This window comes from Psychromonas sp., assembly GCF_047632995.1.
In the GTDB taxonomy this organism is placed as follows: domain Bacteria; phylum Pseudomonadota; class Gammaproteobacteria; order Enterobacterales; family Psychromonadaceae; genus Psychromonas.
This window is the reverse complement of record NZ_JBLIEK010000089.1, coordinates 1-15,167: the sequence shown is the minus strand read 5'-3', so window position 1 is coordinate 15,167 and position 15,167 is coordinate 1. Positions and strand designations below refer to the sequence as shown.

Annotated in this window: 16 protein-coding genes; 3 read left to right on the top strand and 13 right to left on the bottom strand. The window is 43.1% G+C overall.

Features of this window, described 5'->3' with window-relative positions:
• Both ACJAT7_RS13805 and purU read left to right on the top strand, forming a co-directional pair.
• The coding region (locus tag ACJAT7_RS13805) for a YchJ family protein (protein WP_415227384.1) at window positions 1–368 on the top strand (368 nt) is incomplete at its 5' end.
• Between the two features lie 29 nt (window positions 369–397).
• Window positions 398–1,234, top strand: coding sequence for a formyltetrahydrofolate deformylase (gene purU / locus ACJAT7_RS13800; protein WP_415227383.1), 837 nt, complete (start codon window positions 398–400; stop codon window positions 1,232–1,234).
• A 99-nt stretch (window positions 1,235–1,333) separates the two neighbouring features.
• Here the strand turns inward: purU and ACJAT7_RS13795 are convergent, their stop codons facing one another.
• From ACJAT7_RS13795 to hisS, 5 genes are all read right to left on the bottom strand, one after another.
• A complete protein-coding gene (locus ACJAT7_RS13795; protein ID WP_415227382.1) occupies window positions 1,334–1,558 on the bottom strand; it encodes a zinc ribbon domain-containing protein in 225 nt (74 codons plus the stop codon).
• A gap of 3 nt (window positions 1,559–1,561) precedes the next feature.
• A complete protein-coding gene (der, locus tag ACJAT7_RS13790; protein WP_415227381.1) occupies window positions 1,562–3,028 on the bottom strand; it encodes a ribosome biogenesis GTPase Der in 1,467 nt (488 codons plus the stop codon).
• A 76-nt stretch (window positions 3,029–3,104) separates the two neighbouring features.
• Window positions 3,105–4,304, bottom strand: coding sequence for an outer membrane protein assembly factor BamB (gene bamB, locus ACJAT7_RS13785; protein ID WP_415227380.1), 1,200 nt, complete (start codon window positions 4,302–4,304; stop codon window positions 3,105–3,107).
• Window positions 4,305–4,317: 13 nt separating this feature from the next.
• Window positions 4,318–4,998, bottom strand: a complete 681-nt coding sequence (locus tag ACJAT7_RS13780; protein WP_415227379.1) for a YfgM family protein — start codon at window positions 4,996–4,998, stop codon at window positions 4,318–4,320.
• A gap of 26 nt (window positions 4,999–5,024) precedes the next feature.
• Window positions 5,025–6,299 (bottom strand): histidine--tRNA ligase, encoded by a 1,275-nt coding sequence (gene hisS / locus ACJAT7_RS13775; protein ID WP_415227378.1) that lies wholly within the window; start codon window positions 6,297–6,299, stop codon window positions 5,025–5,027.
• Window positions 6,300–6,604: 305 nt separating this feature from the next.
• On the opposite strand from hisS, the gene ACJAT7_RS13770 reads away from it, so the two are divergent.
• Window positions 6,605–7,417, top strand: coding sequence for a DUF2914 domain-containing protein (locus ACJAT7_RS13770; RefSeq protein ID WP_415227377.1), 813 nt, complete (start codon window positions 6,605–6,607; stop codon window positions 7,415–7,417).
• 78 nt (window positions 7,418–7,495) lie between these two features.
• Here the strand turns inward: ACJAT7_RS13770 and ACJAT7_RS13765 are convergent, their stop codons facing one another.
• The 8 genes from ACJAT7_RS13765 to ACJAT7_RS13730 form a co-directional block, all read right to left on the bottom strand.
• Entirely contained in the window at window positions 7,496–8,209 is a 714-nt protein-coding gene (locus ACJAT7_RS13765; protein WP_415227376.1) for a glycosyltransferase, read from the bottom strand.
• A gap of 1 nt (window position 8,210) precedes the next feature.
• The gene (gene mtnP / locus ACJAT7_RS13760) at window positions 8,211–9,065 is read right to left on the bottom strand and encodes an S-methyl-5'-thioadenosine phosphorylase (protein WP_415227375.1); all 855 of its coding nucleotides are present in this window, start codon (window positions 9,063–9,065) and stop codon (window positions 8,211–8,213) included.
• Between the two features lie 12 nt (window positions 9,066–9,077).
• Window positions 9,078–9,518 carry an arsenate reductase ArsC gene (locus tag ACJAT7_RS13755; protein ID WP_415227374.1) on the bottom strand — a complete coding sequence of 147 codons (441 nt, stop codon included), beginning with the start codon at window positions 9,516–9,518 and terminating at the stop codon, window positions 9,078–9,080.
• Between the two features lie 11 nt (window positions 9,519–9,529).
• A complete protein-coding gene (locus ACJAT7_RS13750) occupies window positions 9,530–10,444 on the bottom strand; it encodes a radical SAM protein (RefSeq protein WP_415227373.1) in 915 nt (304 codons plus the stop codon).
• A gap of 9 nt (window positions 10,445–10,453) precedes the next feature.
• The gene (locus ACJAT7_RS13745) at window positions 10,454–11,494 is read right to left on the bottom strand and encodes a methyltransferase domain-containing protein (RefSeq protein WP_415227372.1); all 1,041 of its coding nucleotides are present in this window, start codon (window positions 11,492–11,494) and stop codon (window positions 10,454–10,456) included.
• Window positions 11,487–12,119 carry a TIGR04282 family arsenosugar biosynthesis glycosyltransferase gene (locus ACJAT7_RS13740; RefSeq protein WP_415227371.1) on the bottom strand — a complete coding sequence of 211 codons (633 nt, stop codon included), beginning with the start codon at window positions 12,117–12,119 and terminating at the stop codon, window positions 11,487–11,489. The genes ACJAT7_RS13745 and ACJAT7_RS13740 overlap by 8 nt, the downstream gene beginning before the upstream one ends.
• A gap of 170 nt (window positions 12,120–12,289) precedes the next feature.
• Window positions 12,290–13,084 (bottom strand): DUF547 domain-containing protein, encoded by a 795-nt coding sequence (locus ACJAT7_RS13735; protein ID WP_415227370.1) that lies wholly within the window; start codon window positions 13,082–13,084, stop codon window positions 12,290–12,292.
• 5 nt (window positions 13,085–13,089) lie between these two features.
• Window positions 13,090–15,167: FAD-dependent oxidoreductase (locus ACJAT7_RS13730; RefSeq protein WP_415227369.1), on the bottom strand; the 2,078-nt coding region annotated here is incomplete at its 5' end.

Genomic DNA, 15,167 nt, shown 5'->3' with positions numbered 1-15,167 from the left:
TGATGCGCTCCCGTTTTAGCGCGTTTGTTTTGCAGCTAGGTGATTATCTGTTTGACAGCTACCATGGCGATTATCGGGGCAGTCTCAGTGCGGCACTGTTAGCGACAAAAGCAGTTGATTGGAAAAAATTACAAATAATCGCCACTGAAAGCTTAGATGAAACAGGTTTTGTCGAATTTAAAGCCTGGTTCTTAGACGGGGGAGAATTGCATTGCCATCATGAGCGCTCAAATTTTGTTAAAGAGCATGATCAGTGGCTTTATTGCGATGGCGTTTTTTATCCTGAACAAAAATCAGGTAAGATAGGACGCAATGATCCCTGCCCTTGTGGCAGTGACAAAAAACATAAAAAATGTTGTGGCAAATAGACGTATAGCGACGAAAAAAAGAGATAATAATGGAAAAGAAAACACTACTAACCGATTGCCCTGATAGCAAAGGTCTGATTGCTCAGATCACCAATATCTGTCAAAAACACCAGCTAAATATCGTTAAAAATAACGAGTTTGTAGACCATCAACATGGTCGCTTCTTTATGCGTACCGAAATTGAGGGTTACTTTAATGATCAAACATTATTGGCAGATCTCGATTTTAATTTACCAGCAGGCTCTCATCGCAGCTTAGTGTCACAGAAGCGTAAGCGCATTGTAATATTAGTCACCAAAGAGGCGCACTGCCTCGGCGATATTTTAATGAAAAGCACCTACGGTGGTATCGATGTTGAAATCGCAGCGGTTATCGGCAATTACGATACACTCGAGGAGCTGGTCGCTAAATTTAATATCCCTTATCACACAGTAAGCCATGAAGGTTTGTCGCGTGAAGAGCATTCACAAAAAGTGCTTGAAGCTGTCGCACCTTACACCCCTGATTACGTTATTCTTGCAAAATATATGCGCATATTGACACCTAATTTTGTTGAACAATATGAAAATAAAATAATTAATATCCACCACTCATTTTTGCCTGCCTTTATCGGTGCAAAACCTTATCAGCAAGCATTTGATCGTGGTGTTAAAATCATCGGTGCAACCGCCCATTTTGTTAATAACGATCTCGATGAAGGGCCGATTATTACTCAAGATATTGCCCATATAGATCATGCCTACAGCGCGGAGGATCTTGCAAAAGCAGGCCGCGATGTTGAACGGTCAGTATTGAGTAGTGCATTGCAACAGGTATTAGATGATAAAGTCTTTGTCTATGCTAACCGCACTGTCGTTTTTAAATAATTGCCCGTTATAATCAACAAATAATATAATTGGACAACAAAAAGGCCATTAACTTTGCTTAGTTAATGGCCTTTTTTATGCGTTTATTAACGTAAAAACTTAAAGCGGCTTCACGCTGTAAACAGCCGTTGATTTACTCTTCAGTTCATTACACTTATCGCACCATAAATTTGTCGCACCACATGCCTGTAAAAGTTCAAGTTGAGAGCCGCACTTATCACATGCAGCATCTAATTTAAAATCACAGTCACACGCCGGGCAATGGGCTTTCAGCGTACTGCTGCGCGCTAATTCGTGATTACATTTAGGACACTGTAATTGCATAATTTATTTTCCTTTTTTGTGGAATTTCATCATACGCTGGCGTTTGTACATCTGATTCGGCGTTAATTTATTACGGCGCCCTTCAAATGGATTAGTACCCTCACGGAATTCGATACGAATGGGTGTCCCCATAATGCCCAGTGAGCGACGGAAATAATTCATTAAGTAACGCTTGTATGAATCAGCCAGTTTTTTAACCTGATTACCATGAATAACAATAAGTGGCGGATTATAACCCCCCGCATGTGCGTAGCGCATTTTAACACGACGTCCTTGCACCATAGGTGGATTATGGTCGTCAACCGCCATTCCCATTATGCGCGTTAACATTGATGTTGAGATGCGTTTTGTTGAAGAGTCGTAAGCTTCTTCAACTGACTCATACAGATGGCCAACACCCGTACCATGAAGCGCAGAGATAAAATGAATTTTTGCAAAGTCGATAAAACCAAGGCGACGATCTAACTCACTTTTAACACGATCCTTATCATATTCGTTCATGCCATCCCATTTATTAACCGCAATCACCAGTGAGCGCCCAGCGTTCAATGTGTACCCTAATAGCGATAAATCCTGGTCTGAAATACCATCTCGCGCATCAATAATTAATAGCACAACATTACAATCTTCAATCGCTTTTAATGTTTTGATCACCGAGAATTTTTCAACCGTCTCGTTGACATTTTTACGCCTGCGTATACCCGCTGTATCGATCAGAATATATTCACGATCATCGCGGCTCATGGGAATATAAATACTGTCTCGCGTTGTCCCGGGCATATCATAAACAATCACCCGCTCTTCACCTAAAATACGGTTAGTTAGGGTTGATTTCCCGACATTAGGGCGACCGATTAAGGCCAATTTAATGGGCAGATTTTTAAGACGCTCCTGCTCTTTCAATAAGGCTTCTTCATCGTCTTCAAGGTATTCAGCTTCTTGAGCAAACTCATCAAATTCATCTTCTTCAGGAAGATCCTCGAAGAAACCGTCTAATGCGGTATCAATCATTTGCCGCACGCCTTTACCTTGCGCCGCTGCAATATGATAAACCTCACCTAAACCGAAGGCGTAAAACTCAGCACAGGCGGAATCCGCATCAATACCGTCAGTTTTATTGGCAACAATAAATATCTTTTTATGTTGTTTGCGCAGATGATCGGCAATCGCTTGATCCGCCACCATCATTCCCACACGGGCATCAACGAGAAATAAAACAGCATCGGCTTCTTCAATTGCTTGCAAAGATTGCCCGGCCATTAACGCATCAATTCCCTCTTCATCCCCAGTAATACCTCCGGTATCAATGACAATAAACTCTTTCTCATCGATTTTTGCTTGCCCGTATTTACGATCTCGCGTCAAACCAGGAAAATCCGCAACCAACGCATCACGAGTATGAGTCAAACGGTTAAATAAAGTCGATTTACCGACATTTGGACGGCCAACTAAAGCGAGCACTGGTAACATATTTCAATCCTATAAACAAAAAAAAAGCCCCTCGGCAAAAAGGCGAGGGGCTAGTATACAGTAAATAATTAAGTAATTATTCTACATTTAACGACGGTTTTTCAATGGCAATTAATTTACCACTGCGCGTTTGCAGATAAAGGTGGCTGCGCGTCGCAATAGGCTGCATATAGAGACCATCCGAATCAAGATATTGCTGCGCAACAAAGCTACCATCATCGCGATTTAACCAATGCAGATACCCTTCGCCATCACCCACAACAATATACTCATTGGCCACAGTAACACCCGTTACATTGCGGTATGCAAGTTGATCATTTACCCAAAGTTCGGTGCCTGATTTTTTATCTACAGCAAAAACATAGCCTCGGTAATCACTTAAATAAAGTGTATTACCCGATAACGCGATATCACTAAAGCCAGCGTATTTACGTGACCAAAGCTGTTCACCTTTTAGTAAATCGATAGCAATCAGGTTGCCGTTATACGCAAGCGTATAAACAATGCCGTTATTAATAATGGGCTGCATATCGACATCGACCAAGCGGTCCAGCTCAGTTGCTCCGTGTGGACGCGCAACTGGCAACTGCCAAAGAGGACGCCCGTCGGCTAATAAAGCCACGGCAACAAACCCATCAGCTCGGCCGTAAACGATTCCCCCTTGTGAAATTGACGGTGTGGCACTGCCGCGCAATGTTAACTTGGGCTGCTTATTAGTTAAGGTCCAGAGCTCCTTTCCAGTGTCAGCATCTAATGCAATCAGATCACCACGAGAGGTGTGCACCACAACCTTACCCTCGCCATAAACTGGTTGTGCGATGATTTCACCCGTGACGTTAGCCAACCACTTTAACTTACCATTACTTTTATCAAATGCTAAGAGCTGGGCATTTTCAGTACCGATAAATAACGTATCCGTTGCTAACGCTATCCCGCCTGAAAATCGTGCCGAGCGGTTTAATTCATTACTTGGATCGTCACTAAAATCATTTGACCAAATTAATTTTCCGCTATCCAGCTGAAATGCTTTTAGTTGGCCATCGCGCGATGCAACATAAACGCGCTGCAGATCAACGGCAGGTTGTAATTGTGAATAATATTTATCAACACCATCACCAATACTATTCTGCCAAGCTATTTGCGGCTGATATGAACTTTCAAAAACAGGCAGCTCTGCCATTACAACCACATCATCTTCACTGGAGAAAATGGAGCAACCTGCTAATAAAAAAGTAGCGCTGCCAATAATAGCAATACGCTTGAAGCATTTTTTCATCTGTTCTCTCAATCTATTTTTCAGCGTCAAGAATAGGCGCGGTAATAGATGCATCGGCAGGTAGAGCAAGATCATCAAACAGTAACTGTAAAATGGGATCCACGCGCCCTTTGCTTGCATTGATCGCATCTTGGAATGCAGAGCGTGCTTTTTCTAGTTTATCTTGTTTTAGATAAATGCTGCCTTTCACTTGGTAAGCTTTTGCTAAAAAGTTTTTTTCAGAAATCAACGCCAAGGTTATTAGCGCCTGCTCATACTCACCCAGTTCAAATTGAACACGTGCTAATCGCAGGTTAATCACTGCGTTAAGCGGTGCGTAGCTATTCTGACTTTGCAGCTGCACTAATTGTGTTTGCGCTAATTTAAAGTCTTTTTGCGTAACCGCTTCTTTTGCGAGCAGTAAAGAGGCGAGTACGCCATAACTATTATCAATATTATCAGCAACAAATGTGCTTATATTTTCAAAATCTTTATCTGCACCTTGTGCCTCAAATTTGAGCAACATATCAGAATAAGCTTGTGATGCACGCTCTTGACCAGTAAGAACGGATTCATTATAAAAACGCCATCCCCATAAACCAACCAAACCAACAACAGCACCTATGATTAACGTATTGCCGTTCTCTTTCCACCAGCCTTTGATTGCATCAACTTGCTGTTCTTCTGTTTCGTAACCTTCGATAATATCAACCACTTGTGATTCCTTATAAATTCAATTAGTTAAAAATAAGTAGGTAATACCTTAATTAACTGATCCATTGCAACCGTTTGTTGCGGTGTCTTACCTTGTAATTCTTTTATTGTGACGCAGCCACTATCCAATTCACTTTCGCCGATAATTAATGCGATGCGCGCACCGCTCTTATCTGCTCGTTTCATCTGTTTTTTAAAGTTGCCCGCGCCACAATGATGCATTATTTTAAGCATGGGTAATTCAGTGCGGATACACTCCGCCATTTTAAAACCGGCAAGGGAAGTACCTTCACCGACTAATACACTGTAGATATCAACGTCATTTTTAACATCCTCATTTAATGCCAATGTTTCCAGCATCAAAATGATTCGCTCAAGGCCCATTGCAAAACCAACAGCCGGGGTGGTTTTGCCTCCTAACTGCTCGACCAAACCATCGTAGCGACCACCCGCACAGATAGTTCCTTGAGACCCTAAGCTGTTTGTTACCCACTCAAAGACGGTGCGATTATAATAATCAAGTCCGCGCACTAAACGCTCATTAATAACATATTTAACGCCAACAGCATCCAGATATTTTTTTAACTGCTCAAAATGTGCAACAGATTCGTCATCAAGGTGTTCAGAAAGTTTCGGCGCATCAACTAATAACGCTTGGATTTCTGGATTTTTGCTGTCTAAAACACGCAAAGGGTTAGTATGCATACGGCGTTTGCTATCTTCATCTAGCTTATCAACATGTTGCGATAAAAACTCAACTAACGCCTGTTTGTATAACGCACGCGCTTCATTGCTGCCTAATGAATTCAACTGCAATTCTACATGCTGCTCAATCCCCAGCGCTTTCCAGAGACGCGCTGACAGTAAAATCACTTCCGCGTCGGCATCGGCACTGGCGATACCGAATGTTTCCACGCCAAACTGATGAAATTGACGATAACGTCCTTTTTGCGGACGTTCATGGCGGAACATAGGTCCGGTATACCATAAACGGCGTTCCTGATTGTACAATAAACCATGTTCATTGCCCGCACGCACGCACGAGGCGGTGCCTTCCGGGCGAAGCGTTAAACTATCACCATTGCGATCTGCAAAGGTGTACATCTCTTTTTCTACGATATCAGTTACTTCACCAATTGAGCGCTTGAAAAGATTGGTATTTTCAACAATCGGCATACGGATTTCAGAATAACCATAACTGCTAACAACTTGTCTAAATAACGATTCTAATTTTTGCCAAACAGGTGTTTGTTCAGGTAGGGTATCGTTCATGCCACGAATAGCTTGGATCTTTTTTGTCACAATGTTTTCCGAATGCGTAAGTTAAAAATAAAATTGTTCATTATTATAAGGGCTTTTCAGCTCAGATGAAACCGTACTTAGCCGATAAATAGCAGAAACATAGTAACTAAGAGCCGCGCTGCTATGCCTTGGTGGGGTACAGCAAGTGGCCGTTTTTTCCTGTGCAAGCAACATCCCAGGTGCGATATTTTAAAAATTTAGCATTTTAATTATGCCTTAAAACGAGATTCTACGCGCATTTTTGACGGTTGGGTCTGACCAAGCTACTCTCATTGCCAGTAGCGCTATATAGTGAAAAGGTATAAGTGAAATTATACAAAATACAGTCTGCACTTTTTGATTTCATGAACATCCAACAGGGCCCGCACAAACGTCGGGAGCGAGAGCAGAACAAAATGAAGAAAGCCAAGAAACTCAATATCCGAATTAATTTTGTAACACCAGTAGATAACGCGGCTAAAGAAGAGGCAGGCTATATTTATCATTGGCAGCGAATTATAGGGGCGACTCTGCTGCTAGCCATTACCGTTGCGGTGCTAGCTGGCTGTGTATTCAATTATTTAAATCAACCCGTTAAGCCAACACAGGAGACTAAAGCCGTTATTACTACGCCTTTTAACTCCGTAAAAGAGAGCTCAATAGCAATACAGTCTGTGAGTAAAACGGCTATCTCCAACAGTGATAATAAGGGAACAGAGACAGCGGTAATAGATGAAAACAAAAATAAAACGCTAACAGCACAGCCTAAAACAGCGCCTGACGTTATTTTTACTGCCGTCGACACAACCGTATTTTCAGCGCATATTAAACGCTTTGTAATTTCTAAAGCCGTAATAAGTAAAGAGCCTGTAGGCTCCATCGATGACATTGTTTTTGATGCCAACAATATTGCAACTGTATACGCATACTCTGACGCTGTCGGATTAAAAGATAAAACACTCTATTACAAGTGGAGTTTGGACGGTAAAGCGATAGCTAAGGTGAAAGTAGGTGTATGGTCTAACCGTTGGAGAAGTTATTCAAGAAAGTTTATCCGACCGCATATGCACGGTGATTGGCAGGTGGCACTGTTCAATGGGAAAGGAGAAATGTTGGCCGTCCATCGATTCCATTACTAGGCGATAGAGCAAGAATGGGCTTATTAATAAGTCCTCAACCACAGTAATTAAAGTCCAATAAGAGAGCACCTCCCAAATTCAAAAAAACTTTATTTTTATCAGTTTTACTAGTTGAGGAATAGCCTGTTTAGGCCAAAGGTATTGATATTTTAGCGTCAAAGAGCGCCAACCGTAAAGCTCATATTTTCTGGCACTGGTGGCAAGTTGACTGGCGCAGCGCCGCAGTTTTACGCCCTGCTGCTTAGCCTGCCATACCAACAGGTGATCCTCGCCGTAAGGGGTATCTTCGCGATAACCACCTAAGCTATTAAAGGTTTCTTTGCTAACAAAAAAGCCCTGATCGCCAAATGGCAAGCCAAGCAGATTGGAGCGAAACCGGGCACCGGCTTCATTGATTTTAAGTCGCCAACTGCTTTTATCGAAAAAATAGAGGTCGAAATAAAAGAGTGAATTCTGGCTATTTTTATTCGCCAGGCAAGCAAGTAATGCGTTGATATTATCTGCCGTGATTTGGCTATCAGCATGTAAAAACCAGATAAAGGGTTGCCGAGCCAAGGCTGCCCCTTTATTGAGTTGTATCCCTCGCCCTTGCGTGCTGTAGATAAGCTGCCAGCTTAACCTGCAAAAACGCCGCTTTAAGCTCGCTAACTGTTCGCCTAACTGCTCACCATTGCAGGCAACAATGATAATTTCGCTGCCGTCCGGCAGCAGAGAAAAATCATCACATAAGCGTAACCACTGGCGCTCACCCTTGGCCAGCGGGATCACAATTGACAGTGAAATGTTGTTCATCTTATCTTTTCAATAGTTGCAGTAATGCTTTTTTATCCTCGGGAATATGATCCAAAGGGGTAAGCACGGCACAAGCCAGACTTTGTCGTTGCGCACTATTGTCGTCAGCGGCTTGATGGTAATGGGCAAGATAGGTTTTTAGCAGCAATTTTGCTTTTTCTAAACTTTGACCATAACGAGAGATCACCTGCTCAACGGTAACATGATGAGCAGGATCATCCTGCCAGCAGTCATAATCGGTTGCGATAGCAATAGTGCAGTAGCAGATTTGCGCTTCTCTGGCTAAAAACACTTCCGGTACATTGGTCATGCCGACCAAATCAGCCTTTACCGCATTTTTTAAAAACAGACTTTCAGCACGCGTGCCTAAACGCGGCCCATCGACACAGGCATAAGTTTTGTTTTGATGCAGCGTAATCTCCAACTGCTTGGCCGCCTTAGCGATATTTTCTGCCAGCTGTGGGCAGGTTGGCTCTGCCGTTGATACATGCGCGGCAATGCCTTCACCAAAAAAGCTTTTCTGCCGATCCCCTTTTATAAAATCAAAATATTGAGATGGAATGGATAGATCGCCCGGCGCAATCTCCTGTTGCAAAGAGCCGGTCGCCGACAGCCCGATAATTTGTGTCACGCCAAGGCTTTTAAGTGCCCAGATATTAGCGCGATAGTTAACTTCATGCGGTAAGAGCTGATGGCCACTGCCATGCCTTGCTAGGAAAAATAGTTTTAATTGCCCATACTGGCCTTCGATAATTTCAGCTGAAGGCTGACCATAAGGTGTGTCCAGCTGGTGATTGGCAATGATATCCAGACCTTCAAATTGATAAATTCCAGTGCCACCGATAATTGCGAGCATATTGTTATTCCTTTAATGGGAGGTGATCAGTTGTTGTGATAATTCGTCTATCCAATGCTTTATCTGGTCTCTTACTTGGCGGTAACAATCTAATACCCTTGTTTCATCTGTCAGCCCTTGTGCCAGCTTAGGCGGATCATCAAACTGATGACAGATAACTTGGGTTTCGCCGTCAAATGCAGGACAGTTTTTATTCGCTTTATCACACACAGCAAAAACCAGATCAAAATTGATATCAGAGAATTCACTGAGCAGTTGCGAGCGATGCTGATTCATATCGATACCGGATTCCTGCATCACTTTAACGGCATTAAGGTTGAGTCCATGCGCTTCGATACCCGCCGAATAAAATTCAACATTCTCAAGGTTAAGGGACTTTGCCCAGCCTTCCGCCATTTGACTGCGACAGGAATTACCAGTGCATAAAAACAGCACATTAGTTTTTTGCTTCATTGTTAATATCCTTATGTCTCACTACAGGAGGATCCATAGGCAAAACAGCTGTAACATCTGTGATGCTTCATACTTATTCGCAGCTGCTGGCTTGCTTTCAGATCACTGCCCATCTCATATTCAAGATCATCATCAACCAGCGTACAGGCATACACCTTCATTTTTCCATCGCGTTTTACGACCATTTTAGAGGAATGGCACATAAACTTTTCACGGCTTTGGGCACTTTGATACTCGGTCATACAGTGCTCGCTAATATGCGGGACGTGTGGCAGTGACCCCGGCGTTAGAAAATCGGGAAAGGCAACCATAGGCAGATCATCCGGCAGCCCGTTAAGGGCAAAAAGTTGTTTGAACCCCTGCTCAATCTCCGCGCTATTTTCATCTTGTTGCATATGCCGGGCAACAGAAACAGGAAAACCACGCTGGTGCAAAGCATTTAAGCCGCTAATCACCTTGGCAAAGTTCCCTTCACCGCGATGGGCATCATGGTTGTCAGGGTGCACATTATCGAGACTCACCCTTAAGGAGATAGGATAGGGATTAGCTGTCAGATCAGTTAGCTTATCTAAGCGCTTTATTAAGGGCTCGGTGCCATTAGTGAGCACCAGAACCGGCTTATATTGTGAGGCGTAATCAAGAATTTCAATAATTTCCTTAACCAGGAAAGGCTCGCCACCGGTAAAGGAAAACTTCTCGACACCCATTTCCAGCGCCTGATCTATATAAGGTTTGATTTCTGCCAGCGTTGGTGAGCCCAGGCGTTTATCGGCTGGGTTTGAACCTTCCAGACAAAAGTCACAGGCCAGATTACAACGTGTTCCGGTATGAAACCACAGCTCTTTTAAACGCTCAGGTTGGATATAACCGCGCGGGGAGCCCTGCGGTGTTATATGCCATTCATTTGATTTTTTAGCACTTACCATTAGCAGCCCCTAGCAGCATCCGCCACTGTTGTTTTGATCCATGCTCTGCTCAAAAGGCAGACTCGTTCCACATCCGGCAAAGATGCCAAAGTGGGTAGCGAAATTTCCGATAAATTCAAAATGAGTTTTAAATCGGGTGTCGTGGAGCATTTTCCATGTGTTGCCACAAACGGGGAATACTTTACCTGTTTCGATATGGTGGTGTTTATCTAAGTTAAAGGCTTTCGGTTGTTGCGTTATGCTGCCTTTATAGATAACGGCCTGGCCATAATCTTCACAATGGCTCTCAAGAGAGGGCAACTTAAACAGCCGGTAGGTTGCCGAGAAAAAGTTGATATGGCCTATTTTGGCGCTTATTTTGGGATTATCTATGCTAAGCGGTCTGTCACTAACCAGCCGCGGATCGGCAAAGCCTGCTTTTTTTGCCAAATTGATAAAATCGTTCCAGTACAGCGCGCCACTTAAACATTCTCCATAGAGCAGCGGATCATCAACCAAGTTTTGCGCAACACGGCGATCTGCATAGACATCGGAGAAATAGAGCTCACCGCCTTGTTTGAGTAATTCATAGGCCTGCTTTAAAACCGCTTCCTTGTCCGGTGAGAGGTTGATTACACAGTTAGAGACAATAATATCGAAGCTGCCAGGTTCAAGATCTAATTCATTGAGCTTCTCAATATAGCCTTTTTTAAAACTGGTATTGGCAAAACCAAATTTTTCCCCATGATACTGTACATGGCGATTAGCAACCTCAAGCTGCTCATCCGTCATGTCTACGCCAACCACTTCGCCTTGTTCGCCAACCAGTTGCGCTAACGCATAAACGTCACGACCAGAGCCACTACCAAGATCGAGAATTTTGGCACCTTCTAATAACTCTGGACAGACCAGACCGCAACCGTAGTAGCGCATCATCACCTCATCGTGAATATTGCTCAGCACAGACTTTAAGTATTCCGGCATCGCATCATCTGTACAACAAGCATTGGTTTGCAGATCGCCTGAGCTTTGTAAGGTTTTTCCGTAATATTCCTGAACGAGATCATGCATAATGCGCGGCCTTTATGAGTATATTTATTTGTTTAAAGAGATCCTGCCTGGCTGGACGTTTATCCTGAGCAAGATCTTGCGTTAACTGCACTAGTTGTTGCTCGGTATCTATATCATATGTGGGGGAGGTTTTGGCGACAGTAGAGTCCTGCTGTTTGCAAAGCTGTTCAAGTGATGCGCCAAGCTGCGCCGTACTCCAGGGTAAATCCCTCATATCAGGCCAGGGCTTGTTAGATGCCATCATTGTCACTCCGCCATCAAGTGCTGGCGATAATGCCACATCATGGTTTTTTAAGGCATCGATTATTTGCAGATAATCCTGCGCTGTTAAAATAGGCGCATCACTGCCGATATAGATAATTTGCTGATGCCCAAGCTCTCGAAGCTGCCTGTCTAAACTATTGAGACGCTCACCTAAATTACCTGCAACTTGTGGAATAACTAAAGTCGCTTTGCTGAGCAGATCTGTAGCCCATTGTTGATCACCATCATGAGAGGGGGAAATCACTACCTTTCCTTGCCAGCCGTTTAAATCTTCCACAGCGCAATTGAGAAGAAGTTGGGCAAAAACCAAGGCTTTTTCCGCCCCGATGGTCTCAGCAAGCCGCTGCTTACCCTGATACAAAGCAGGACGTTTACAGACTAAAACGAGTGTGCAATCGGTCGCTAATAAATTGATAGTTGTCTCCTATTTAGCAAATAATTTATTTTTCCTGATTAAAGTGACAGGCGTAAATAGATTTAAATTTCGTACGTAATTATTCTCTATCTCCGCTAATAAATAGGACTCTTTTATTAGCGGATTACATTCAAGGACCAATTATAATCTAAATATTCAATATCAATATCCCCACGTAATAACGCCTGTTGCTGCTGCTCAGTTAACTTAAGTGCCTTACCGTTCTTTACTAAAAATTGCGCTAAAGTTTGCTGCTGCTCAAAATCATCTTGATACCATTTAAATATTTTAGAAATTTGTAATTCGTTTCCCTGTAAACGGTTACGACTGCTATCGGATAAAAATAGATTTATTGCATCGCTAAGTTGTGCTTCAAGAAGATCACTTTGATAGGCCTCCCCTCTCAAAGCAGGACAACCAATACTGGCACAATTAAGTGCAAAATGAATGCGCGGCTCTTTAAAGTTACCACGAATAAGATCTTGCTCAATATTATCTAACGAGCGCGTTTTACCTAATAAAGGAATAAAATCTTTTTTCCAGGGAGAACTGAATAAAGAGCCAAGATCTTTAATCGATTCAAGATTAGGATATTCAGTTAAAATCAACTCGACAGTCCATGCATTGTAGCCATTAATTAAAAAAGCTAAGCGTTGTGATTCTGACCATCCCTGAAAGGTAACGTCAGAGACTTTACTCAAAGCAGCCAAATATTGCTTAAGCTCGACGCGATCCGTCTTCATGCCGGCATAATCAACTTGGGTCGCTCGACCTTGCTGAATATTGACAACATATTTTTTTAACAATTGATCCCACTGTTTATGTTGAAAATCTGCAGCTGAGGCCGAAGCCCCGGAAAGAAAAAACAATAAAAAAAGACAATTAACCAGCAACCCTTTTATGATTTTCATGATTTTCAACCTCTTCGCCAGTTGTGATATTTAGCCAGCCAAACTAATATTTTTTGCGGTGCATGCGCTCGCTTCCATTCACCTGCTGCGTATTTATTCGCTTCAGACATAGTAGGGTAGGTATGTATGGTGCCTAGTATTTTATTTAAACCAAGCCCGTGCTTCATTGCCAGGACAAACTCAGGTAATAAATCTCCGGCTTGAGCGCCGACGATAGTCACCCCCAAAATAGTATCCTTACCCGGTTTAGTTAATACTTTAACAAAGCCCTGATCAGTGCCATCGGCAATAGCACGATCCAAGTCATCAAGCCCGTAACGCGTCACTTCATAGGCAATACCTTGCTGCTTCGCATCTTGTTCGTTTAATCCTACTCTGGCAACTTCAGGATCTGTAAAGGTCGCCCAGGGGATCACAGAATAATCAACTTTGAATTTTTTAAACTGTCCAAACAGTGCATTCACAGCGGCATACCATGCTTGATGAGCTGCGGTATGGGTAAACTGAAAAGGCCCGGCCACATCACCCGCAGCAAAAATATTCGGATATAAAGTTTGCAAATAACCATCAGTAATGACGGTGTTCTTGGTAGAAACGCCAATATCCTCTAAGCCATAACCACTGAGACGGGCGACTCGGCCAACGGCGCAGATAAGTTGGTCAAACTCAATCTGCTTTTCTTTACCCTCAAATTCCACAACCAATATTTTACTGTCGCCATTTTTTTCTAATCGTATCGCTTTATGGTCCGTCAGTACCTGCACACCATCAGCTTCTAATGAGGCTTTGGTAAGATCTGATACTTCAGGATCTTCCCTTAGCATAATGCGAGGAGCCATTTCAATTTGTGAGACTTTCGAACCTAAACGGGCAAAGCTTTGTGCCAACTCACAACCTATCGGTCCTCCGCCTAAAACCACTAAACGCTTAGGTGCATCATCTAATTTTGCAAATTCATGCCAAAGCGTATCGCTGGTCAGATAACCGACCTCTTCTAAGCCCGGTATAGGCGGCACAAAAGGCTTGGCGCCCGCGGCAATAATAATAGAGCGCGCGGTTAATCTTTGACTTGTGCCATCATTTAATTTTATTTCCACAGTCCAAGGGTCGACTAATTTGCCGTAGCCTTGCAGTACTTCAACACCCAGTTTTGTATAGCGATCGATGCTGTCATGAGGCTCTATGGCCGCAATCACTTTATGTACCCTATCCATGACATTACGAAAGCTAAAAGTGGGCGTCACTGACTGCAGTCCATAATGGCTGGCAGTAGACATTTGCTTGGCAACTTTTGCACTTTTGATTAAAGCTTTGCTGGGAACACAGCCATAATTTAAGCAATCACCGCCCATTTTATGCGCTTCAATCAAGGTCACTTTTGCTTTCACAACAGCTGCAATATAAGAAGAAACTAAACCCGCTGCGCCGCCGCCAATAACTATCAGGTTACGGTCAAATTGTTTTGGTTTATCCCATTGCGCATAGACTTTACGCTGCTTTAGAATAGCTATCATTTTTTTGGCTATCCAGGGAAACAGACCAAGCAAAGCAAATGAGAGCAATAAACTAGGGGATAATATGCCCGACAAACTATCAACTTGAGCCAGTTGTGTCCCGGCATTAACAAAGACGAAGGTCCCTGCCAGCATGCCGACCTGACTTACAACAAAAAATGTTGCAGTTCGAATGGGGGTTAAACCCATCAGTATATTGATTAAGAAAAATGGGAATACAGGTACCAAACGCAGCGTAAAGAGATAAAAAGCACCATCCCGCTCAATCCCCTGATTAATCGTTTTTAGACGCTCGGAAAACTTATTTTGTATAGTGTCGCGAAGCACAAACCGAGACATCAAAAAAGCCAATGTAGCACCGATACTTGAAGCAAAGGAAACGATCAGCAACCCCCAAAACAGCCCCAAAAAAGCACCTGCCGCAATAGTCATTACAGCCGCTCCAGGTAACGATAATGCGGTAACCGCAATATAAACGGCAAAAAAACTCAGCGCGGCGATAAAAGTATTATCGGCCTGCCATTGAGCGATATCAGCCTGGCTGGCTTTAATATTCTCCAAGCTTAAAA

Coding starts and splice junctions, on each gene's coding strand:
- purU (WP_415227383.1), top strand. CDS start 398: ATGGAAAAGAAAACACTACTAACCGATTGCCCTGATAGCAAAGGTCTG.
- ACJAT7_RS13795 (WP_415227382.1), bottom strand. CDS start 1,558: ATGCAATTACAGTGTCCTAAATGTAATCACGAATTAGCGCGCAGCAGT.
- der (WP_415227381.1), bottom strand. CDS start 3,028: ATGTTACCAGTGCTCGCTTTAGTTGGCCGTCCAAATGTCGGTAAATCG.
- bamB (WP_415227380.1), bottom strand. CDS start 4,304: ATGAAAAAATGCTTCAAGCGTATTGCTATTATTGGCAGCGCTACTTTT.
- ACJAT7_RS13765 (WP_415227376.1), bottom strand. CDS start 8,209: ATGAACAACATTTCACTGTCAATTGTGATCCCGCTGGCCAAGGGTGAG.
- mtnP (WP_415227375.1), bottom strand. CDS start 9,065: ATGCTCGCAATTATCGGTGGCACTGGAATTTATCAATTTGAAGGTCTG.
- ACJAT7_RS13755 (WP_415227374.1), bottom strand. CDS start 9,518: ATGAAGCAAAAAACTAATGTGCTGTTTTTATGCACTGGTAATTCCTGT.
- ACJAT7_RS13750 (WP_415227373.1), bottom strand. CDS start 10,444: ATGGTAAGTGCTAAAAAATCAAATGAATGGCATATAACACCGCAGGGC.
- ACJAT7_RS13745 (WP_415227372.1), bottom strand. CDS start 11,494: ATGCATGATCTCGTTCAGGAATATTACGGAAAAACCTTACAAAGCTCA.
- ACJAT7_RS13735 (WP_415227370.1), bottom strand. CDS start 13,084: ATGAAAATCATAAAAGGGTTGCTGGTTAATTGTCTTTTTTTATTGTTT.